This window comes from Streptomyces sp. NPDC005408 (assembly GCF_040606445.1).
GTDB lineage: Bacteria > Actinomycetota > Actinomycetes > Streptomycetales > Streptomycetaceae > Streptomyces.
Map to the genome: position 1 here is coordinate 1 of NZ_JBEXEX010000065.1, position 22,263 is coordinate 22,263.

Annotated in this window: 17 protein-coding genes and 3 pseudogenes; 4 read left to right on the forward strand and 16 right to left on the reverse strand. The window is 68.4% G+C overall.

All coding sequences use genetic code 11. From position 1 onward, the window contains the following. Positions 1-288: 288 nt before the first annotated feature. From ABZS64_RS34760 to ABZS64_RS34800, 9 genes and pseudogenes are all read right to left on the reverse strand, one after another. Positions 289-594, reverse strand: a complete 306-nt coding sequence (locus ABZS64_RS34760; protein ID WP_355838287.1) for a response regulator transcription factor — start codon at positions 592-594, stop codon at positions 289-291. A 138-nt stretch (positions 595-732) separates the two neighbouring features. Next, the gene (locus ABZS64_RS34765) at positions 733-1,146 is read right to left on the reverse strand and encodes a hypothetical protein (protein WP_355838289.1); all 414 of its coding nucleotides are present in this window, start codon (positions 1,144-1,146) and stop codon (positions 733-735) included. A 140-nt stretch (positions 1,147-1,286) separates the two neighbouring features. Then, entirely contained in the window at positions 1,287-1,478 is a 192-nt protein-coding gene (locus ABZS64_RS34770) for a hypothetical protein (RefSeq protein WP_355838291.1), read from the reverse strand. Between the two features lie 270 nt (positions 1,479-1,748). Further along, the gene (locus tag ABZS64_RS34775; RefSeq protein WP_355838293.1) at positions 1,749-2,393 is read right to left on the reverse strand and encodes a uracil-DNA glycosylase; all 645 of its coding nucleotides are present in this window, start codon (positions 2,391-2,393) and stop codon (positions 1,749-1,751) included. Between the two features lie 37 nt (positions 2,394-2,430). Then, positions 2,431-2,634 carry a hypothetical protein gene (locus tag ABZS64_RS34780; protein ID WP_355838295.1) on the reverse strand — a complete coding sequence of 68 codons (204 nt, stop codon included), beginning with the start codon at positions 2,632-2,634 and terminating at the stop codon, positions 2,431-2,433. 646 nt (positions 2,635-3,280) lie between these two features. Further along, on the reverse strand, positions 3,281-3,928 hold the full coding sequence (locus ABZS64_RS34785; protein ID WP_355838297.1) for a hypothetical protein: 648 nt from the start codon (positions 3,926-3,928) through the stop codon (positions 3,281-3,283). A gap of 573 nt (positions 3,929-4,501) precedes the next feature. Then, positions 4,502-4,829, reverse strand: a pseudogene (locus ABZS64_RS34790) (helix-turn-helix transcriptional regulator). A gap of 168 nt (positions 4,830-4,997) precedes the next feature. Then, positions 4,998-5,531, reverse strand: a pseudogene (locus ABZS64_RS34795) (hypothetical protein); the annotation flags it as partial. Between the two features lie 117 nt (positions 5,532-5,648). Then, positions 5,649-6,065 carry a nitroreductase family deazaflavin-dependent oxidoreductase gene (locus ABZS64_RS34800; protein WP_355838299.1) on the reverse strand — a complete coding sequence of 139 codons (417 nt, stop codon included), beginning with the start codon at positions 6,063-6,065 and terminating at the stop codon, positions 5,649-5,651. 318 nt (positions 6,066-6,383) lie between these two features. On the opposite strand from ABZS64_RS34800, the pseudogene ABZS64_RS34805 reads away from it, so the two are divergent. Together ABZS64_RS34805 and ABZS64_RS34810 are read left to right on the forward strand one after the other, a co-directional pair. Next, positions 6,384-6,605: pseudogene (locus ABZS64_RS34805) on the forward strand (SpoIIE family protein phosphatase); the annotation flags it as partial. A gap of 73 nt (positions 6,606-6,678) precedes the next feature. After that, positions 6,679-7,209, forward strand: a complete 531-nt coding sequence (locus ABZS64_RS34810; RefSeq protein ID WP_355838301.1) for a MarR family transcriptional regulator — start codon at positions 6,679-6,681, stop codon at positions 7,207-7,209. A gap of 335 nt (positions 7,210-7,544) precedes the next feature. Here ABZS64_RS34810 and ABZS64_RS34815 read toward each other — a convergent pair whose 3' ends face one another. The 6 genes from ABZS64_RS34815 to ABZS64_RS34840 all read right to left on the reverse strand — a co-directional run bounded on the left by ABZS64_RS34815 (position 7,545) and on the right by ABZS64_RS34840 (position 19,250). Continuing rightward, a complete protein-coding gene (locus ABZS64_RS34815) occupies positions 7,545-8,201 on the reverse strand; it encodes a DUF4142 domain-containing protein (protein WP_355838303.1) in 657 nt (218 codons plus the stop codon). A 1,064-nt stretch (positions 8,202-9,265) separates the two neighbouring features. Next, positions 9,266-9,757 carry a hypothetical protein gene (locus tag ABZS64_RS34820; protein WP_355838305.1) on the reverse strand — a complete coding sequence of 164 codons (492 nt, stop codon included), beginning with the start codon at positions 9,755-9,757 and terminating at the stop codon, positions 9,266-9,268. After that, positions 9,754-11,121 carry a DUF6571 family protein gene (locus ABZS64_RS34825; protein ID WP_355838307.1) on the reverse strand — a complete coding sequence of 456 codons (1,368 nt, stop codon included), beginning with the start codon at positions 11,119-11,121 and terminating at the stop codon, positions 9,754-9,756. The genes ABZS64_RS34820 and ABZS64_RS34825 overlap by 4 nt, the downstream gene beginning before the upstream one ends. Before the next feature lie 481 nt (positions 11,122-11,602). After that, positions 11,603-16,471: a DNA repair ATPase gene (locus tag ABZS64_RS34830; RefSeq protein ID WP_355838309.1), complete on the reverse strand. Its 4,869-nt coding sequence runs from the start codon at positions 16,469-16,471 to the stop codon at positions 11,603-11,605. Positions 16,472-16,554: 83 nt separating this feature from the next. Further along, positions 16,555-18,600: an SPFH domain-containing protein gene (locus tag ABZS64_RS34835; RefSeq protein ID WP_355838311.1), complete on the reverse strand. Its 2,046-nt coding sequence runs from the start codon at positions 18,598-18,600 to the stop codon at positions 16,555-16,557. Between the two features lie 38 nt (positions 18,601-18,638). Continuing rightward, positions 18,639-19,250, reverse strand: a complete 612-nt coding sequence (locus tag ABZS64_RS34840) for a hypothetical protein (protein ID WP_355838313.1) — start codon at positions 19,248-19,250, stop codon at positions 18,639-18,641. Positions 19,251-19,514: 264 nt separating this feature from the next. On the opposite strand from ABZS64_RS34840, the gene ABZS64_RS34845 reads away from it, so the two are divergent. Further along, positions 19,515-20,576, forward strand: coding sequence for a helix-turn-helix domain-containing protein (locus ABZS64_RS34845; RefSeq protein ID WP_355838315.1), 1,062 nt, complete (start codon positions 19,515-19,517; stop codon positions 20,574-20,576). 276 nt (positions 20,577-20,852) lie between these two features. Beyond that, positions 20,853-21,797, forward strand: a complete 945-nt coding sequence (locus ABZS64_RS34850) for a potassium channel family protein (RefSeq protein WP_355838317.1) — start codon at positions 20,853-20,855, stop codon at positions 21,795-21,797. Positions 21,798-21,850: 53 nt separating this feature from the next. Here ABZS64_RS34850 and ABZS64_RS34855 read toward each other — a convergent pair whose 3' ends face one another. Continuing rightward, on the reverse strand, positions 21,851-22,144 hold the full coding sequence (locus ABZS64_RS34855; protein WP_355838319.1) for a hypothetical protein: 294 nt from the start codon (positions 22,142-22,144) through the stop codon (positions 21,851-21,853). Positions 22,145-22,263: the final 119 nt, after the last annotated feature.

Below are 22,263 nucleotides of genomic sequence, written 5' to 3' on the forward strand. Positions count from 1 at the left end.
CGCGCTGAACGCTTTCGACATCACCTTCGACGGCCGACTCTCAGCAGCCCGTCAGTAACCAACAACCCCAGTTACACCGCTCGTTTGACAGACCCGTACGGGTACCAGAGGGAGGACCGGGAGGGCCGCTACGCGCTGGTGTGCGCCTACGCAGAGGGCAAGCGCCCCACAGGAATCCCAGAGGAGGCCGCAGCAATCCTCACCTGGCACGCGCCGATGGCCGCAGTGATGTCGGACATGCCTCGCGTCGCATTCCCGCGAATGGGAATGCAGTCCGTCAGTGCACTCTCAGCCGCTGTCGACCACGTTGTTCCGGTAGGCGTAGCCCACGGCCTGGGCGCGGTCCGTTGCGCCGATCTTCGCGAAGATGCGGTTGATGTGCGTCTTCACCGTCGCTGGGCTCACCATGAGCTGGGCACAGATCTCCGGGTTGGTGAGGCCTTGTGCGATGAGGGTGAGCACTTCGGCCTCCCGTGGTGTCAGTCCGTCGGGAAGCGTGCCGGACCCCTGCTGTGCCGGACCCTGAGCCCGGGACGCTGCCGGCACCGAGGTCTCGCCGGACCGGACGGCGGAGACCAGACGGGCCTGGACCACGGGGTCGAGCCACGTTCGGCCTGCGTGTACATGCCGGATCGCCGTTTCTACCTCGTCGTCTGCGTGCGGCCAGAGCCTTAAATTTCCCCACCCGGTGCTCGGGGGATGGACAGACATGCCCACCCAAGGGCCCCATGCCTACACGCGCTCGACCATGACCACCTCGAACTCCTCAAGGCTGCGCATGGTCACCCCCGTTTTCGCGACCGCTTCGCCACGGACCGCTGACTGCTTACCCCGGGAAGCCACCAGCGCGGCCCGATCGGCGTAGAGCGCGCCCACACTGCCCCGCCCCTTGGCTCGGTCGATGAGCAGCGCCACGCCCTCGACCCCTGCGATGGCCTGAACCTTGGGCAGGGTGGTGTTCTGGAACGTCTGAACCAGCAGGCGGTCCGGCGTCGCGAGCCGGCCGGCGTGTGCGGGCGGTGCCGCTACCTCGCGCGGGACGCCGAGGACCGCCCCAAGGCCGCGGCACGGTAGAGCGCCGGAGCCGAGGCCCTGGCCGCCAGGTGCGGCGCCCCAAGCCCGCACCCCGCCCGCCGTATGGAACATCGGAACAGCGACTAGCGGTAGCGCCGACTCCGATTCCGGGGTCCGCTCCCGAAGCTGCGGCCAGGTGGCATGTAGCCGTGCGTGACGATCGTCGCGCACGGCGATTCTCTGAGAATCGCCTCGCGAGAGGAGGGCAGGGGTTACAGGCGGGTGGCTCCGAAGGTGGTGAGGAGCACCGCGGTCACCGCGATACCGATGAGTCCGGCCCAGCCGCCGACGAGCGCGCAGCCGGCCACGACGGCGAAGGCGCCAAAGAGGAGTGCGGCGAACGCCTTTGCGGACAGGCCCCGGTCGTCGCCGTCGGTGGTGGGTTTCTTCTTGATCCAGGTCACCGTGGATACGATAGACAGCCAGGTTCGCAGGCCCGCGCCCGGGACCGACGGCCGGGCATCAGCCGCGCTGGAGCGTCGCGAGGAAGCCGTGGCCGGGAACCCTGGTCGCGCTCGGACGGCTTACCTTCGAACTCAGCTCCCTCGGCGCCCGCCGCCATACCGACCCCGCTAACCCGGACGCCGCACCCTAGCCCAAACCGCCGGAGTTCCCCGACGTCGCGCCGGCGGGCACACCGGTCAGGGCCTGGTCCGCGCCGACACGGCCGAGCTCTACAGTTGTCCGCCCTCCCCACGGAGCACGTCACCGACGGTCTGGCAGGAGTCGACTCTGTGCTGTGCGCGGCGGGCGCGTTCATCCGGGTCTCGCACGAAGAGAGCCTGCCGTCCCGGGTGGTAGGTGCTGACCACCTTCAGACTCCGTTCACGGACAGCTCCGGGGTGTGTCTTGAGTAGGCGGCGCCACGCGTCCTGGGCTTCGCTGCCCTGGAGAAGCACGACCTCGACCTTCGGCATCAACCCCAGCAGCTGCTTCAGGACCTCGACGCCGGCCTGAAGCTCGGCCGCCTTCGGCGAGCGGTTGATGTACCAGGGGTAGGCGTTCCAGGGAGTAACGTCTCGCGAGGCGATTCCCGCCCCCTCGAAGAGCTGGACCTGAAGCTCCGCTGTCGGATCGTCGTTCTCCACGCACAGAAACCCGGAGCCGACACCCTCCTGCGTCTTGGGGCCCGGGTCCCGCAGGATCGACAGGGCGCGCGCCTCCGCTCCCCCGTGCCAGGGGGCGACGTGCGGCATCCAGCCACGCCCGTCCTGGTCGCGCAAGGAGTCGACCATCTCGTTGATCGGACGTACGTGGGGGGCGTAGCGCCCCTGCTCCTGCTCTATCCGGAACGCCTCGTCACGCATCCGTCTCGCCATATTTCCTCCAACACCGGCTCACAGCATCGCGGGGACCTTACCGGGAACGTCTGACACTGCAAGACTGCTCGATGCCGGAGGCGTGCTCGTCGTCCAGGTTGGCAAGTCGTTCGACCAAGGGCAGCTCGTGACCGAAACGCTGGTGGATCCGGAAGGCCAGCTCGCGTGGTGTCAGCTGGTCGGCCAGCATCCGGGCGGCAAGTGCTCGTGCGGCGGCTTCCTGTCCGGCAACGCTGCCCATTGGGTGGAAGGTGAGGTCCAGTTCGTCGAGTGCTCGGGGGAAGGAGGTCGGGGACGTCGTAATCCGCCTCCGCGCGTGTGCACGCGGCCAGGATCCGCAGAGCAGGAGTGTCGAGGCCGGAAACGAGTGCATCACAGGCAGCAGTGACGACGTCGATTGCGCGGATTTCGCCCATCCTCCAGAGAACGGCACGGTCCTGAAGTTCGCGGGCTGCTGGTTCGGTCGACGGCATCTGGCCATGGTCTCGTCAGTGGGTTGAGCAGGTCGAGTGGATTTCACTGTGATGCCTGCTCGGCAGCTTCTCCCAAAAGCACGCGTGCTGAGTCCGCGTAGCGGATGGCTGTCTTCTCGTCGATGCCGAAAACGAGGGCGAGGTGGAGCGGGTCGACGCCGTGGGTGAGGGCTTCTTCGAGCTGGCGGTCGACGCGGAGCCGTTCGAGGGTGGCGGTGAGGTTGAGGGTGGCGCGGGTGGTCCAGATCTTGCCGGCCGGGCCGAGTTCGACGGCGGTCTTCTAGGTGATCAGCGGGTGGGGGTTGGCCGTGTTCGGCCAGCGGTTGCGGCGGTGGTCGAGCCAGTCCAGGACCGCTCGGTGGGTGAGGTCGTCGAGTGGGCGGACGTGTCCGCCGACGGTGATGCGCCGGATACTCAGGTCGACGTCGTCCAGCTGCGCATGGTGCGGATCATCTTCGGCCGCGCTGCATGGACGGCGGCCAGGGCGATGATGAGCCGGATGTCTGGGGTGGTGGCGCTGGCGATGGCTTCGTCGATGTTTGCCTGGACAAGAGCCTGGAGGACGCCGCCGGTCTGTCGGGGGACACGGATGCGGATCGTCGGGTTGCGGAAGACCTGGCCGTTCTTCTTCGCGTGTCGGAACAATGACCGCAGTGCGACGATCCGGCTTTCGCGCTGTTTGCCGGTGACAGCGTCCCGGGCCGCGATGATGTCCTCACGGATGACCTCTCGCAGGTGGTCGTAGCGGCTGGACCACTCCAGCAACACCGGCTGGATCTCACCCAGGTAGGCCCAGGTCGTATTCCGGGAGCGAGGCTCGGACCGCGGGCCACCGTCGAGGAGAGTGCGAACCCAGGCTTCGACGGCGCGATGGATGCCCGGGGACATCCTGTCGAGTTTTCGTTCCAACCACCGGTCGACGGCAGGGGCACGGTCATCGACGAATATGCCAAGACGGTCCAGGACTTCGGCGATCCGCACGACGGGAAGCCCACGGACACGCAGGGCCGGGAAGAGCTCCGAGTATCGAATCGACTCGCCTTCGCGGAAGCCGGACAGCACGATGACCAGGGCTCGGTTCACGTCGCCGGTGATCCAGCGGCTCCAGCCGCGGGCCTCTCCCAGCGCCCGAGCGGCTTGCCGGGCCCGGATCAGCCAGGGATTGGCCAGGTCGACGTGGAGTACCCGGTCGAACCGGTGGAAGTCCCGAGCGGCGGTGAACAGCGTCAGCTGCGTCGATGGCGTGGTCGGGCGACGCGGTTCGGGAAGTGGCGGTGGTTTCGGCAGGCGTCGCCCGGCCTTGCCGACCCGCGGCCACCGTTCTTGGGCCGCTGGAGGTTCGCGAAGAACAGCTGCTCGCAGGTCACCTGCCGTAAGTACGGCTCGATCACCGAAGCCTTGCCACTGGCCTTGATCTCTCAGGTCGCCTGAGCCCGACAGAGGCGGCAGTAGCCGTACTTGTCATCGACCGGGACCTGCCGCCGACAGCCGACGCACTCGCCGACGGCGTGTTGTTGGCCGTAGGTATAACAGCCGCGGCAGAACCGGCCGGGCAACTGCCCCCAGGCGAAGCAGCCCGAGCAAGAGGCAGCCAGCTGGCTCTCGCTGATCTTCCCCATAGTGATGGTGACAAGATCACATCGGCGGCAACGAACGGCCGTCGCGGCGCTTGGGCACGACGGCCGGGGTCACCACCGAGCCGGTCGTGACCTCCTGAACGCCAGCCTGCTGACCTGGGCCTGACACTCCCGGGCTCGGGAATCAACAGATCGCCGATCTCGCAGCCGAGCACGACGCAGATCACGTCCAGGTCCTCCAGCTTGAGGGAGACCGGCTGGCCGGACCACAGGCCGGACATCTTCCCGGCCGAGATCACCAAGCCGTGCTCAGCCAGGCTCCGCTGGAGCTCGGACGCCTTCCAGATCCCTTTGTTCGCGGCTGTCAACCGCAGGTTCCACTTCATCCCATCAGTCCTTCCAGCCGCTTCGCGGCCCGCTGCTGCCCGGTCACCCAGGCGTCCTCGACCCGGGTCTGCTGGACGTGGATGTACCGCATCGTCGTGGCGATCCAGGGAATGACCGAGGACCTCTTGGATCCCGAGCAGATCAAGCCCTCCGAAGTAGAGCTCGGACGCGCAGAAGTGCCGCAGGACGTGCGGCCTGAGCGTGTCGGCCCAGCTGGCCGCGGCGGCCAGGCCGTTGCGCAACGCGTCGTCGCCGCCCCTGCGCGAGGAGCCGTCGGAGTTCTTGCGCTCGGACGGGAACAGCGGGGCACCGGGTCGGGTGTGGTCGTCGTCGAACTGGCCCCAGACATCCTCGATGAACCACCTCAGCGTGCGGTCGGCACCGTTGATCAGCGGCACCATCCGCTCACGCGGGCCCGAGCCGCGGGCGCCCTTGCCGTGACGCACGTGAAGCTTGCCGAAGCGGCCCAGGTCCCACTTGATGTCGGTCAGGTCGAGTTTGCATGTCGGCGGCGAGCTGCTCGGCGGTGAGCCAGTGCGTAGTGGCCGAAAGACCGTCAAGTATTCCGGCGGCTGCGAGCAGGTGAGCGCCCGCGCACAGCCCTGGCACCCGGCGTGCCCCCGGAGCAGCCCGAGTGAGCCAGTCGGCCACGACCAGGTCCGCCACCGCCTCGATGCGGCCCGCCGACAGGTCCATCGCACCCGCTACCAAGCAGACGCGAAGCGATGGAGAACACCTCCGCCGGCCCCGGGTCACACACGCCGCGGTGATCTCGCCCGATCATGGTTGTTCGCCGCAACACAGCTGAAGAATCTGCGTCAGTGGAACCCGGCCTCGTCAAAACGCACGAAAGGAATCTCTTCACCGGCTTTCCGATAGCTGTCTGGGCTGCCGTCGACCTGGAACCCCATGTACGAGCAGAGGCGGCGGGCGACCCTCGGGTGCGCGGTGGCGTAGCGGACCATGATCCAGCCCCCTTCCCTGGCCGGGATGAACCGTGCCGTCACCGCGTGATACCGACGACCGACCTGGATGGTGGCCTGAGGAGTGTCGCGCAGATTCCGGTACCAGTCCGCCTTGGGGCCGAAGCCCGAGGCCACCGTCCAGCTTCCCTTTTCCGCGTCGCGCTCGACGACCTCTATGACGACACGGCGGTCCTCTCCCGATACGCGACCGGTGTGGATGAGCAGCAGCAGCCGCTTGCCGAAGAGTGGGCCCAGCCCGAATCGGTACATGTGGATCGGGATCCTGAACAGGAAGCGCTTCAAGCCTGCCGGGACCTGCGGGCGGGGTGAAACGGGTGGCGGGGAGGACAAGGATTCGTCCTTTCGTGCGGTGGGAGGGCGGGGCGCTTGACCTCGGTTCGGTAACGCGACGCAGGGGATAATGGTTCGACAGTGAAACCTTTGCATAGTCTCAACGTAAGTTGAGGGGGGCGGTCAATGAACCCACAAATGCGACCCAATCGAGACCTGGCGAGTCGGCGCCTGGGGGCGCGTTGCGCCCACGACCGAACACCGAGGGAGTCCGCCGTGTCCGAAGCACCCTCCCTTCACGGCCGGATTGACATCGGACCGGGAGACCAGCTGCTCCTCTACACCGACGGAGTCACCGAGGCCCGCAACCAGGAGGGCAGCTTCTACCCCCTGGGTGAGCGCGCCCATCTCCTGAATGACCCCGACCCGGAGGCCGCGCTGGAGGCGCTGCGCAAGGACTTGGCGCACCATGCTGCCGGACCGGCCCACGACGATGCCGCCATGCTTCTGCTGCGCTATCGCGAAGAGTCAAGGGCACGTCAAATGGGCAACCACGATGCCGGCATGATCAAGCGGCGCGGTAGAAAGAGGTATGACCGAGCCCCGAGGCGCGCAGGCAGAGAGCGTGAACGACGTCGACGCCGTCACGCGCGCGGTGCTGACCGCGTCGCGGCTGCTGGTGGCGGTGTCTGCCCGCTCGCTGGCAGCCGTCGAGGACCGCGTCACGCTTCCCCAGTTCCGGCTTCTGGTCGTGCTGTCGACTCATGGCTCCGCCAAACTCGTGGCCCTCGCCGACCTGCTCGGGGTGAAGCCGTCGACGGCGATGCGCATGATCGACCGGCTCGTCTCGGCAGGTCTGGTGGATCGCCGGACGAATCCCGAAAACCGGCGCGAGACGGTGCTGCGGCTCACCGATGACGGCCATCGGCTGGTCGAGGACGTCACCGCGCGACGGCGGGCGGAGATCGCCTCGATCGTGGAACGACTCGCCCCGGAGCAGCGGACTGCTCTGATCGGGGCGCTGACGGCGTTCAGCGAGGCGGGCGGAGAGCCGGTGGTTCCGGATGAGAACGCCCGCTTGTATCCGCTCGGCTGGACGGATGCTTCGCCGCGCCGCGGCTAGAGCTGGATCATCGTGCCACCGTGCGGCTCGACCCGAAATGCATGTCACCGATCGGCGACCGCCCTCGCACTCCCCAAACAGGGGAGGCCGGTGACGGTCAGTCATGTGGACTCAAGCTGCGTCACCGTGCCAGTGCCCGCTCCCGTCCAGGGGCCGACCTTCAACCAGCCCCCCGCACGCATCATTGCACAGTGCAAAGGTCCATTGCCAGGGCTCAACAGCCCCGGGAATCCGCTCGTCTCTCACGTGCCGGTGGGCCCTGGAACGGGTGCACGCTCCGCAGGACGGGGCGACGGCCACCAGCCGGTGGCGATGCCCGGTCCCGGCGCCGTCTTCTACTTCGGCCTGACGGCGGCCTCGACCTCCTGGAACGTCTTGGGGTCGACCAGGCCGGTGTCCTCCAGCACTTCCATGTGGTCCAGGACGGTCTGGTTGGCCTGGCGGGCATGACGGCGGATCAGGTCGTTCTGGGTCGCCGCCCGCACCTCGCCGATGGTCGCGAAGATCTTTCCGTGCGAAGCGCGCAGCAGATTGGCGAAGAGACGGTCGAATTCGTCCCCTTGGGCTTCGTCGAGCTGCTTGACCCACCCTTGCTGCTCGGGCGTGGCCTCGTTCGGCAGCTCGACGCCGAGGATCTTGGCATCCTCACGGACCAGTTGGTCGAGTTTGCTGTGTCCGTCGATGAGATGGAGTCCCGCGCGCCGCACGGCATCGCTGGATGCGTGCGTCTGGGCCAGCCGTCCGGCCGGAATCTCCCACAGCCCGGCTTGGCGTACCTTCACCAGAAAGGTGCGATCCACCTGTGTCACGGGCTGAACCCCGCCCTGCGCGCTCTGCCCCGATGCGTCTGAAGCGTCGTAGTGGCCGCCGCTGTGCTGTGGCAGCCCCGCGTTCAGCTGGTCGGCCGAGGCTTCCCCGCCACTGCCCCGGATCGCTATCAGAACGGCGGCGACAACGGCGCACGCGGTAGCAATGATCACGATGGTCCGCATCGAAACCCTGGACGGTGCTGCGCGTCGGCTCGGACGCATGATGCCTCCCGGTTCGGCATAGAGAGCTCTTTCTTCATGTCGACGGGAGTTGGCATTTCACGGCGGCTGGCACGGCACGCAACCAGAGATACGGATGGGACCACCGGGATGTTCAGCAAACGGGGTTGGTCCTGAATGCAGGCCGTCCGCACAGCACATCATGATCCGGAGCGGCCACGGGTATGCCGTGCACGGATCGGCTTCTGGCCTCGCACGACAGCGCGGCGCCCGGGAGCCATCGGGCCACTACCCTGGATGGTGCTCTCGAACGTCCCGTTGAACTGTGCGTGCCCCGCGACCGGTTGTCGATCGCGCTCAGCCGCTCAGCCGCCCTGGCGACGACCTGCGGCGCACCTCCCCGCTGAACAAGGGCGTCCCCCGTAGCCCCCAGCGAGACTTCTCCATCAGGAGAGGATCAACGCCTGGCTCGACGGGCGCCCGACCGTCGGCCATAGGCAGTTCGCACCCCTCACGGCCGTGATGATCACGCTCGTAACCCCGCTCATGGTGCACCGACGCGGCGAGGACACGGCCCTTTTGTGCCATCTGCTCACGCAGCGGGGTGAGCCTGGCACAGGAACGCGGGCTGTGGGCCGATCCGCTGCAAGTTGCTGCAGCTGCCTCCGTTGCGGATCGGCTGTTGCGTTCCAACGCGTCAACTTCCGGCGTGGCCAGGCACATCTCGGACCTGAGGTGTCTGGACTACCGAGAAGCGCCATGGCGCTTGGACATCGTGGGCCTATGGATCGGCGTTGCGCGCGAATGCTTACCTCGAGGAGCTCGTACGTCGAGGAGTGATCGTCATCGGTTCTTTCGGCCGCTACTGACGTGACCGAGGCCATGGACGGCCGGAGGCCAGTCGCGGCACCAGAGCCGAAGACTGCAGGGAGCGTGCGCGCAACGGCCCCGGACCGACCCTCAGCCTGCCTGGCCCTCCGCGCAGCCGTGGCTGCGGGCAAGATTGGCCGCGCTCTCCCGCACCACGGCGGCGGCGTTACGCAGGGCAGCCTGCCGGTCCGCTGCCCCTATCTGCTCTGCTCGAGCTCCCGCTCCACCTGCGTGGATACCTTCAGCGTGACGGTGACGTACGGCGCGGTCGAGCCCAGGCGCCGAGGGCAACCGGCCGGGAGCTGGGCGACCGCCTCGGTGGGGCTCGCCCAAACGAGCGGCGGGCCGCCGTCGACCGGTACGGCGCCCTTCGGCGGGCCGGGGAGCGCCTTCGTGTCCTCGGTGATCAAGGAGTAGACGCCCCGGGTCGTGCCACTGTCCGCGTCGGCCCGCTGGGCGAGGCACGAGCGGAAGATGGCATGGTCGCCCTGCCCCTTCCGCTCGAACTCCTTGATGTCAACACGCTCGCCCTTCCCGTCGTCGACGAGCCCGGCGGTCCGCTCGTCGAGGGTCCCGAAGCACAGGCGGCGCGGTGGCTCCGGCTCTTCGCCGTCGAACCACAGCGTGAGCGTCAAGGCCGCCCCGCAGACGGCGAGCGCCGCTGGCAACACGAGGTGCTTCCTGTTCATCGCTCGCCCATCTTCATGTCGGCGTCCTTGATGCCTGCCTGATACCACTGCTCCGCCGTCGGCTGGAGACCGTCCTCGTACTCCCCCGGGCTCAGGTCCAGCTCGTCCTGGCTGAGGCCCTTCTCCATCGCCATCTTGCGCATCATGGCGTACATCTGGTTCTCGCCGTTTTCGTAGTGGTTGACCATGTTGTTGCGGGTCTCCGCGTCGACCTTGGCGTTGAGGTCGTTCATGTACGCGGCCGTGCCGACGTCGACCGAGCGCTGGATCGCGTCGCCGGCGATGGGAATGGCCGTCAAGGGTGCGCCGATGACGTGGTAGTTCATCATCTTGTTCCAGCCGTTGGCGTCCTTCTGCGGCTGGCCGAGGTCGTAGATGACGTCGCCGCGCACGCCGTCGAGGTGGCCGAGCACCGACGAGGACTGCTTGATCCAGGAGCGCAGCTCGGGGTCCTCCTTGCGCAACGAGTCCTCCGGGAAGCGGTTCATCCCCTCGGCGATGACCACGCTCTGCGAGTGGTGGATGACACCGAACGCCTTGGGATCCTCGGCGACGCCGCGGATGACGCGGGTGAGGTCGCCCCGGTCGATGGCGAGGTCGTTGAACTCGGTGCGCCCGTCCATGTTCTTGCCGAGAATCTGGTGCACGTCCGAGGCATAGTCCCCGATCATGTTGCCCATGCTCGTGCGCATGGACAGGGGCACTGCGCTCTGGTTCTTCGGCGCCTCGTCGCCGCTGTACTCCTTGACGGTCCGCTCGAAGATCGCGGTCTCCGCGCCGTCGTGGTGGGCGGGTACGCCGTGCAGCGGGCTGCCCGGCTCGCGGCCAGTGGCCGCGGCCTCCAGCGCGGCGCCGAACTCGGTGCGGGCCGAGGTGCGCTTCAACTCGTCGGGCATCTTGTCCTCGACGTCGCCGCCCGGCCAGTCACGGTCCTCCAGGAAGTACTTGAGGTTGTCCGTGGTGTTCGGGTCGAAGTAGTGGGTGGCGGCGGAGGGGTTGCGGCTCATGGCGTTCAGCAGGCCCTTCATCGGGTCCTCCTGCGTGCCCTGCCAGTTCTTCATGACGCCGTCGTAGGCGTCATCGTTGTCCGTCTCCCACTCGCGGACGGTGTCGGCGACCTCGGTCAGGAAGGCTTCGCTGTAGCGCGGGTCGTCCTTGTCCTTGTCGTACGGGGAGGACTTCTTGTCGTCCGGGTCGTAGGCCGGGTCACCGGCATCGGCGGCCATCAGGTGGGTGAGGGCGTTCAGACCCGCGGAGCCACCCTTGACCTGGCCGGGGTGCCGGTCGGGCAGGCCGTTGCCGTCGCGGGCGGTGGTGATGAGCTTGTCGGTCCAGGCGGCGGTGACGCCACCGGGGGGAGCCAATCGGGGAATCGGGGCCGGTGGCGGTGGCCAGGGTGCCGGACAGCGCCTTGTAGAGGCGGGCGTCGGTGCCGGAGACCTGACCGTCGCGACCGCCGGCCTCCAGGCTGCCGGCGAGCAGGAGCACGGCCTCCTGTTGGTCGCGGCCTCCATAGCTGAGGTGCGTCATGAGCTCAGCGGCGAAGGCCGGCGAGTCCTTGCCGCCCTCGGTCAGCTTCAGCAGCCGCTCACGCTCCTTGTCGTCGAGGTGCTCCCAGCGGGCGTAGAGCTTGGCGGCCTTTTGCGTTTGACGGTGCGCGAGTCGATCTGGCCTCGCAGCCGTACGACGACAGTGCCCGGTGCGGGGGAGCGTCTGCGGAGGAACCGTGTCCACCGGTGATGTGTCCTGCGTGGGGGCGGCGAATGCGGCATCGGGCGGCTCCAGGGCATGAAAAGTCCTTTTGCCGACCAGACTTCCCGGCGCACCTGAGGTGCAGGCTACGGGTCATTGGTCCGGGTCGCCTTCCGGGCGGGCCCGCGTGTCGGTCGCGATCGGCTCAGCAGGGGCGGGCTTTCGTGCCCGCGTGATGGCGGTTTCGACGGCTGCGACCCGATCCGCCAGCAGACCGAGCGCGGCCACCGCCCGGCCCAGGGCGTCGTCGCCGTAGCCACCGATGGCCTGGGCTCGGTTGTATGCCGAGGTGATGGTGGCCCAGCGGGCAGCCTGTTCCTCGGTGATCGTCCCGCGCAGCGCGGCCAGCTTGAGCAGATTGGCCTCGGCTCCGGTGGCGAGGGTCTGTGCCTCGCCCGTGTAGTGGTCGTCGATCACTGCCGCCAGCTCGGTGTCGTTCATGACCGGGGATACGCGCGCCGCGATCTTGTTCATGTTGCGGTACGAGCCCTGGAGCTGGAAGGGCGGTTCGGTGCGCGTGGCGTCGGGCTGGGCGGCGGAGGCGATGTACGCCCCGTTGACCGAGAGGATCGTCTCGCGGGCGGTGAGCAGATGGCGCAGTACGGCGAGGATCCGGTCGAGCTCGGCGGGTGCGTACGGGTGCGCGAGCAGGTCGCGGCGGGCGGTGGGGTCTTGGGCCGCGAGACGGACGAGCACGTCGAGGTCGGCGCGGTCCCGTCCACCGAGAGGAGCGAGGACCGGGTGGGAAGTGAGGGCGTTCTCGATGAAGCTGAGCGCGAAGACGTCCTCCTTGCCGGTCAGGACGTCGCCGAGGTTCCACACGTCGGCGCGGTTGGCGAGCATGTCGGGGATGCGGAAGCGCTGCCCGGACTCGGTGTAGGGGTTGCCCGCCATACAGACCGCGAAGCGTTTGCCGCGCAGGTCGTGGCCGCCCACAGTGCGGGTGGCATCGCACAGTGGGATGAACTTCTGCAGCAGCTCCGGTGAGGTGTGCTGGATGTCGTCCAGGTACAGCAGGACGTTGTTCCCTGCCGCCAGCGCGAAGTTGATCTTCTCGATCTCCAGGCCTGCGGTGGTGTCCGGTGCCTCTGCCGGATCCAGGGAGGTGACGCCGTGGCCGAGGGCCGGTCCGTCGACCTTCACGAGGAGCAGGCCGAGGCGGTCGGCGACGTATTCCATGAGGGTCGTCTTGCCGTAGCCGGGCGGCGAGACGAGCAGCAGCAGTCCGCTGTTGTCGGTCCGCTTGCCGTCCCCGGCGGCTCCGAGCTGCTTGGCCAGGTTGTCGCCGATGAGCGGCAGATAGACCTCGTCGACGAGCCGGTTGCGTACGAACGAGGACATGACGCGCGGACGGTATTCGTCCAGGCGCAGTCGGGTCCGCTCGGTGGCGATGAGGTTGCTTCTCCGGTGCTGGTAGGCGCGGAAGCCGGGGACCACCCGCTGGGCGAAATCGCCTGTCCTGGCGAGGAATTCGTCCAGTCGCACGGTCAGGGTGCGCCGGTCGATCCTCGGGTGCGTGCCCAACAGGCCGTCGGCCGGGGCGCTGAGCGTCTGGTCCACGTCGTATCGTGCAAGGTCCGGGCAGATCTCGATCGCGACGGCCTCGGCCAGGTCACCGGAGTCCACGACCTCTCCGCAGGAGGCGGCGTACGAGACGAGCCAGCCCTCGACCAGCCGGTGCGCGGCTCCCGAGTCGCCTACCGCGAGACGAGCGTGTACGTCTTCGGCGTACGGTGACGAGCCCGCCGCCCGGTGGAACTTGTCGAGCAGCGTGCCGGCCGCTCGGCTTGTCGCGAAAGATTCGCCCAAGGCCAGTTCCTCGACCAGGTACTCGGCGCCAAGGCCGGTCAGAGCTCCCGCACCGGCAATCTCGGTGTGCAGCGCGTCCAGCGCCGGTGCTGTCCCGAACGTCTTCCGCGCCCGCACCAGCGACGCGGCCTCGCCCGCCCACGCCTCACGGGCCTCAGCCGTCGTCCCGTGGGCCCAGAACAGCTGGGCAGCGGCCCGGGCGGCGGCCGGGTAGCGCAGCAGCCCGGCCGCCTCGCGCAGCCTCAGCACCACGTTCAGAATGGCCGCTGCGTCCTGGTCGTGGACGCCGCGCTCGTATCCCTCGTCGTAGGCGGCCTCGGCCGCCTCCCGGGCGAGAGCTGGAAGGTCGGCTTCTGCCAGAGCCTCGGCGCCGTGCTCGAGGAGCAACCGCGCGGCGAGGTATTCCGCCCGGTAGACATCGGCGTTCTCGGACGGGAGCAGCTGGTCCCAGTACGGGTGTGTGGCGGCGAAGTCTGGGTCGGTGACAGGCGAGCGGTAGTCGGTGCCGGTCAGCGCGAGAGCCATTCCCCCGGCCGCGTGCGGCACGAGCGTGAGTTCTGGAGGCTGGGTGTTCACGGCGAACCGGTGCGCGCCCAGACGGATCGTGTCGCCGCCGTCCGTGAACAGTTCGGCACGGTCCCGCAGTGCGCGCCCGGCCTCCTGGCGGGCGGCCTTCAGCCGTCCCTCCAGCTCTTCGGCCCGTACTTGGTCACCCAGGTCGCGCAGTGCATCGGCGCTACGGCGGACCTTGGCGGCCATGGGGTCGCAGGCGAAGTAGGTGTTGACCGCGTCGAGGCTGTCCAGGGTGGACGCCCGGCGGGCGATCGTCTCCAGGAAGCGTACGGCCGATTCGGCTAGGCGCTCGGCGCGGCGGGCGAGGGCGTCCTGCAGCGTCTGCTTGCGGCCCGAGAAGGCGGTGTTGATCTCGGCGCGCTTGTCCGCGATCTCGGCGAGGAAGCCGTCGTGGTCGGCGAAGCGCGACTCCAGGTTGTCCAGGTGCAGGAGCAGCCGGGCGAGCTGGGTTTCGCAGGTCTCGGGGGTGTCGGCCGCCGCCAGCGCGCCGATGACCGACTGGCCGAGCAGCGCGAACTCGGCCACGAACGCCGCCCGCCCCTCCTGGTCGAGGAGCTCGCGGCGCCGGGCGGCGAGGGATGCGCGTATCCGGTTCAGGCCGCCAAGCACCTCGGCGATCCGCTCCAGAATTGCGGTACGCACGGTGGCGTCCCCGATGTCGAGGCCGGCGACGACCTCGGTGAGTGCCTGCAGTTCGAACGTCCGCTCGTCCAGCCGCCCGGTGATGGTGGCGGCCTCGGCAACCGTGGTGATGGCCTCGGCATCGGCCGTGAGGCTTTCGACCTCGCTCTGGTGGCCGGCGAAGGCGCCCTCGCGCCGGAGGAAGGCGACCGCGCGCTGCGCGGTGGCGGCGATGTGGGCCCCGGCCTGTTCGACGAGTGCTTCGACGGCCTCCGTGTCCGCGTACCGCATCTCCTTCAGGGTCACCAGACGCCCCTGGGCCCGGCGCAGTTGGGTAATGCGCGCGATCCACTCCTCGGCGCTGGTGGGCGCCTCGCCGCGGATGCGCCGCACCAGGTGCTGAAGGCTCTCGGTGGACTCCGTGAGCGCCTCGGCGGCCCGATGGGTGAGGGCCTGTACGGTCTCGAACTCCTTCAGCACCTGCTCCGCGGTTACCCGTACCTCCTCCAGCGGGCCGCGCAGGTCTCCGGTGTCCGCGTCACCCAGCCAGTGGAAGCGGTCGGCAGCCCGCACGCAGGCAGCGGCCAGCGTCTCGTACATCTCGCCCGTGGGGGCGGTGTCGGAGACTTGGCGGGCGATGGCCAGGCAGTCGGAGATGCCGCGTACGAGGTCGGCGTTGCCGATGCGGACGAGCGGCCCTGTGCTGCTGTCGGCCTGGACGGCGGCCGCGTGCGTGTCGGAGACGTACGGGGTCCGCCACACCTGCACGGAGTGGACGCGTGCCGGCTCCTCGGACTCGGCGCGCAGCGCGATGAGCGTGCCGTCGTCGAAGAGCGCGTAGCCATGGCAGGCAAGTGGGGCGGCAACCTCCTCGCGGATCACGTTGTACGACAGCAGGAGCGTGCGGCCCGCGGCCCGGGCGTGGAAAGCGAACAGCACGTCCTCGCCGTTCGGCGACCGGACGGCCCGCTCGAACTCCAGGTCAGTCGTGTCCGCGTCGAAGGTCCTCACCGCGCCCGTGGCCAGGCAGTAGCCACCGGGGAAGACGATGCCCTGGTCGTCCGGCAGCCGACGGCAGGACCGGCCGATGCCGTCCAGCCGGACCACGGTTTTCGTGACCGCGTTGAAGACCAGAGTCCGCCAGGTCTCCTCCTTGTAGGGGCGGACACGCAGCAGGACCAGGGCGCCGACGGTCGCGTACGCCACCTCTGCGTCGGCGAGGGACTGGAGCGGCTCTTCGACCGGCTCGCTGTGGACGACGTCCTCACCGCTCTTCACGGTGAGGGTGCCGCCGACCGTCGAGACGAGGAGGCCGCCGTCGGCGATGGAGATGTGCGGGCGCCGGCCCGGAACATGATCCTCACGTGTCGTCTCCACCCACGCGAAGTCGTGCGAAGCCGGGAAGACGTGGTCGCGCTCACCCCGGGCGTCGAGGAACCGCGCCTCGCCGGATGGGGAGAGGGACCAGCGCAGGACGCGGATGTCGTCGGCCTCAGCGCCGGTTTGGAAGACGGCCAGCAGCTTGCCCTCGGCATGGCGCAGCTGGAGGAGCCGTGCGCCCTGGAAATAGCGGTGCAGTGCGGCGAACTCCCTTACGAAGTCCGGGTCGTCGAGGAGACCGGGCGCCGCGTCGTGGGGAAGACGGTTCAAGTCACGGTCGTACAGGAAGAACACGTCATCGATCGCGGTCTCCTGCCGCACACCGGCGGTGTGGCAGGCGACGAGCAGCGTGTCACCGACGGCAACGAGGTCACGGGGTACGCAGGTCTGCTCCGTACGCACGCGCTCGGCGCCGGTGAGGGCGAGCTCTGTGGAGCCGAACTCCGCGATGCGCGTCGAGTTGAGGGTCTCGGCGCGCCGGGCCAGCTCAGTGGCGTGCGCACCGAGCCGGTCGCGCAGCACCTCGTACGTACCGGCATCCATGCCACCCGCCGTCGGCACCGTTGTCGCCGTCGCCATGGGAATCCTTTCCTGTTCCTCAAGGGTGGGCCTGCGGCCGCCGACCCCCGTTCGGCGGCCGCAGGCCCGGTCGGTACCCGCGCTCAGGCCGTTACGGACCCGTTGAGCGCGGTGATCGGGGAGTCGGCGAGGCCGAGCTCGCCTGCCTTGTCGAGCAGCTGGCTCAGCTGGGCCGTGGGCGCGTTGCCGGTGTTCATCAGCTTCATCAGCAGCGCGGACACAGTCAGGTTCTGCACATCAGCCGTGGAGACGGAGCCCAGAACCTTCGTCAGGTCGTCGGTGAAGGACGCTGATCCGTCCAGCCACGGCCCTGCCAGCGTCTGCGCGGTGTGCGAGTGCTGGACGAAGCCGTCGACGGCCTTGCCGAGGGAGATGGACTGGACGAGCCGGTCGAAGAAGACGGACTCGCCGCCGACGATGTTGATGTCGGCGTTCTCGAGACCGGTGGCGAGGACCGTGGCCTGTGCTTCGGCTACCTGCCGCTGCACATCGAGGCCGGCCAGGCGGATGTCCTTCTCCGCCTCCAGGCGCAGCCGGTACTCCTCGTGCCCGCGTGAGGCGTCGTCGAGAGCGGCCATCGCCGCGGCCTTCTCGGTCAGGCCCTCGGCCTCGGCCTTGAGCTTGTCCCCGATCGCCGCCGCGCCGGCCGCGCCCTTGGCCCGTGCTCCTTCGGCTTCGGCCAGTAGCCGGGCCTGGGTCGCTCCGGCCTCCGCGCGGCCGGTCTTCTCGATCGCGCCGGCTTCCTTCTCCCGGACCTGCACGGCCGCCAGTCCGGCCGCCGCGGCCTCCGCCTGGATGCCCTCCGCCAGACGGATCTTGGCGCGTGCGTCCATGTCGGCGGCCTTGCTGCGGGCCTCGGCGAGGGTGAGCTCCTCCGCCGCCCGGTGCACAGCGGCCTGCTCGGCGGCTTCGGCCGCCTTGATGTCCTTGACCAGCCTCTCCTGCGCCTCGGCCTCGGCTGCGATGATCACGGTCTGGCGCTCGCGCTCGGCCTCCTCGACTGCGCGCAGCTTCTTGATGGACTCCTCCTGCTCGGCGACCGTACGATCCACCGCCACCCGCTCCCGGATGACCTCGGCGATCTCCCGGCGCTCCGCCTCCACCTCCTTCTCGGCGGAGATACGGGTCAGTTCGGTCTCCCGGTCCCGCGCGATGACTTCGAGCAGACGGTCCTTCTCGATGCGCTCGCTCTCGACGGCGATGACCCGCTCGCGGTTCTTCTGGGCGACCGCGACCTCGCGGGCCTGGTTCTCCCTCTGTACGCCCAGCTGCTCCTCGGTCTTCAGGAAGGCGCTCTGCGCGCGCAGCCGCTCCTCCTCCACCACCCGCGCCGTCTCGGCCTCCTCACGGGCCCGTACGGTCTCGATCTCCCGCTTCTGCTTGATCTCGGCATCGGCCTGGCGTCGCTCCAGCTCCAGGATCGCCTCGCGGGCATCCACGTTCTGGCGGGTGAGCTCTTTTTCCTCGTGCCGCTGGTACTCGTTGGTGCGGACGTGCTCAACGGCGGTCAGCTCGGTGATCTTCCGGATGCCCTGGGCGTCCAGGATGTTGGAGGCATCCAACTGCGCCAGCGGGGTCTGCTCGAGGTAGTCGATCGCCGCGTCCTCCAGGCTGTAGCCGTTCAGATCGGTGCCGATGACCTGGATGATCCGGTCCCGGAACTCGTCCCGCTTGGTGTAGAGGTCGGTGAAGTCGAGTTGCTTGCCGACCGTCTTGAGGGCCTCGGAGAACTTGGCGTTGAACAGGTCCTGGAGCGTGCTCTGGTCGCTGGCGCGTGCCGTGCCGATCGCCTGGGCGACCTTGATGACGTCCTCGACGGTCTTGTTGACCCGGACAAAGAAGGAGATCCGGATGTCGGCGCGGATGTTGTCCTTGCAGATCAGTCCGTCCCGTCCGGTCCGTGTGATGTCGATGGTCTTCACCGAGATGTCCATGACCTCGGCCTTGTGCAGCACGGGCAGGACGACCTGTCCGGTGAAAGTGACGTCCACCTTCCGCATTTTCGACACGATCAGTGCCTTGCCCTGCTCCACCTTGCGGAACAGGCGGCTGATCACGAGGAGCATGGCGATGGCGATGAGCAGGACAACGGCGACGAGCAGGCCGATGCCCATGGTGATGGCATCCATGAGAAGTCCTCGGGTGAGAGGGAAGAGGGAGCGAAGGCTCAAGCGGCGGAAGGGGGTTCGAGCGCCGTGTCGTAGGGAGCGACCCAGAAGAATTCGCCGGCGTCGTCGTACGCGTACAGCAGCCCCGTGCTGCCCCGTGCCAGTGCGTCCGTGCCGCTCTGGCGGACCTGTATGACAGCCGTGGAGCCGTCCCGCGCGACGACTTCTGCCTGGCCGAAGTCAGCGTCCACCCACCCTGTGCGGATGGTGCAGGTCAGCCCGACGAAGTCCTGGCGGGACGGCCCGGGTTCATCGGGAAACAGCTTCGCCAGCGGTCGTACGAGGAGCCGTGTCACCTGCCACGCAAAGATCAGGGAGGCGAAGAGCACAGCCGCGCCGAGCAGATGGAGGAGGGCACCGGACATGCCCGTACGGTTGAGAAGTACGGAGCCGGTGAAGCTGGCGAACCAGGCCAGGGCAATCAGCAGCGAGGCCGACACCGAGACAGGCACTCCACCGAGACTCAGCGCGTCGGTGTCCGCATCGGTGTCGAAGCTGTCGGACTCGGCGGCGCCGAGCAGCACAAGCAGCCAGAAGCCGATCACGACCAGCAGCGCCGAGGTGAACAGCACTGTGGGGAATCCGACTGCCGCATCAAGGAACTCAGTCATCGGTCATCCCCCTTCATGCGTCGACTCTCACGTCACGTCCGCTGGATCCCGGAGCAGCGTGCTTCTTCCGGCTTCCGGCAGAAGGTCTGTCCCTCCGTCCGGCCCAGCTCATGCTGACAGTGCGGCACGCCTGTTCGCATTGCCGTACACCGGCAATCTTTATGGCTCCCTGATGCCGGTCACCGCCCCTGGGAACGGGCGTGCCACCCTTGAGCTCCGCGCGTAGGAAGTCGCCATCGGCGCGTCAAGAAACGGGGAGGGGTCATGGCCGAGCAGGGGATACCCGAGGAGTATCTGGAGGGGTATGCCCAGGTCCTGGCACGTGCCAGCGCCACCGGCCGGAAACTGACCCGCGACGAATTGGAATCGCTCCGGACCCGGGGCGAGCGGGCTGCAGAGGCAGGCATCGGGCTGCGTGCCCTGGTCCGGGCCCACCTCTGTGCCGCCCAGGCCGTCCGACCCGAGCTGCCCCATTCCGCCGCCGACCATCTCCTTGCCGCCGTCGAGCAGGCCGTGGACGCCTTCGCGGAGGGGCATGAACGGGCACAGCGTCTCGCGGTACGCCAGGAGGAGGCGGCCCGCCGGGAGTTCATCGACGACCTTCTGTACGGGCGCAGCGACCTCGGCCGCCTCGCCGAGCGCGCCGAACGCTTCGGGCTGCTTCTCCCCCACGCCCACGCGGTCGCCGTGGCGCAAGGCGCCGAGCAGTACGACGACGGATATCCCGTCACCCGGCGAATCGAGTCGTCCCTCGTCGCCCGCTTCGGAGACCGACGCATCCTGCTCACCACGAAGGACGGCCGGCTGATCTGCATCGCGCCCGGTGACCAGCCGGATGTGCTCAGCTTCTTCGCCAAGCAGGCCTACGCCGGGACGGACGGCGGCCGGGTGGCCATCGGCCGCCCCCACTCGGGCGCAGGCGGTGTTGTCCACTCCTACGAGGAGGCACTCAACGCCCTCGACCTGGCCGCACGCATGGACCTCGAAGGTCCGGTACTGCACGCAGCCGATCTGCTGGTCTACCCGGTACTCACCCGGGACCGGCAAGCCATGGCCGACCTCGTGCTGAGCGTTCTCGGACCGCTCCAGGAGGCCCGCGGCGGTGCCCAGCCACTGATCGACACGCTCACCGCCTACTTCGACACGGGCTGCGTGACCGCCGCGGCGGCCCGGCGGCTCTCCCTGAGCGTCCGGGCCACGACCTACCGGCTCGACCGCATCCACAAACTGACAGGAGCCGACCCCGGCGACCCCGTCCACCGCTACACCCTCCAGACAGCGGTCATCGGCGCCCGTCTCCTGGACTGGCCCGCCCAGGATCTGTGACGGTCAGTCCGCAGCGCCACTGCCGACGGACCGGCGCGCGGACGAGCGGGACGGCGGGACGAGAGGCGTCACCCGCTCCCCGTGGACATCGTGCATCTCGGCGGCGAGTCGGGGGGCCGGCGCGTCGCCGCCGCAGACAATCATCTGCCGTGGCGACGTGGCGTGTTGAGCCTGCTGAGGAAGAAATGAAGACACGTCCCCAAGGCTCTCTTGCCGGGCAGGCCAGTCGCATCCCCCAGCAGGGCAGCGTCCTGATCCGCACTCACCCTCTGAGGCGTGGCCTGCACAGCTCCGAGCGGGCTGCCGTGCATGCCGGGCACCGCATACGCCACGTTCTGGGAGACGCGTATGAAATGGCTGGTCTCATTGGTCGGAGCAGCTCTCGTCATGGTCCCGCTGCGGGACGTGTTCCACACGCTGTGGCACCCCACCCGCCACGGAGGGCTGAGCCGGCACGTCATGTCGGCCCTGTGGAAACTGTCCCAGCGCCTCCCCCTTCGCAGACGGGCGGCAGGGCTGGCCGGTCCGCTCGCCATGGTGACGGTGGTAGCCATGTGGGCGGGCACTGTCGTCGTGGGATGGGCACTGATCTACTGGCCGCACCTGCCGGACGCCTTCTCGTTCGCCACGGGCCTGAAGCCGGCCGAGCACGGCGGGCCGGTGGATTCGCTGTACATCTCGCTGGTCACCGTGGCGACGCTCGGGCTCGGCGACATCGCCCCGACCGAGCCATGGCTGCGCATCGTCGCGCCCCTGGAAGCCCTCGTCGGCTTCGCTCTGCTCACGGCCACGGTCTCCTGGGTACTGGAGATCTATCCGGCGCTCACCCGCAGACGCACACTGGCTCTGCGGCTGTCCCAGCTGCAGCGGAACGATCCCTCACCGCCGCAGCTCGACTCCCCTCTGGGAGCGGCCGTCCTGGACAACCTCGCCGGGGAAGTGGCGCGCATCTCGGTGGACTTCCTCCAGTTCGCCGAGTCCTACTACTTCCACGAAGGCGAGGACCACACCTCACTGGCCGCCAGAATCCGCTACGCCGCCGACCTCGCCGACCGTGCCAGCAATGCACAGCACGCCGAGGTGCGGTTCGCCGCCGCCCTGCTCATCACCGCATTGGAGGACCTTTCCACCATCCTCGACCAGCGATTTCTCCACATCGGTGGCACAGAACGCGACATCTACCAGGCCTACGCGGAAGATCATGGGAGAGCTCAGCTCTGAGCTGTGAACCGTCCGGCACACCGTAGAAGTGGTGCGCCGCATCATCGCCGGGATCACCCCATCGGCTCGCTCGCAGGGCTTCCCGGTGAGCGCCGATGCCCTCGGATCTCGCCAAGAGCAATCACCAGCGTTGCCACATTCAGAGGGAACGCTGCATTTGAAGCGATCACCGTGATTCCGGTGGCTCGGGTGAGGCTGGCGGCCAGCGCGGCGCACAGCAGTGCAGCGGGCAACAACCGGCGCCACGTGGGCAGGTCCCGTATGCGCCACACACGTACGCACAGGATCACGTTGAGCGTCAGGAAAGCCACGGCCCAGGCGGCAAGCACAACCAGGGACAAGGACATCGGCGGATCTCCAGAGCAGAAGGAATTTCATGCCGACCAGACTTCCCGGCTCACCTGCCGTGATCCTAGGGTGCGCGCGTGCCCGGCAACAGCGGCGCCCCCGCCTGGACAGATCCATG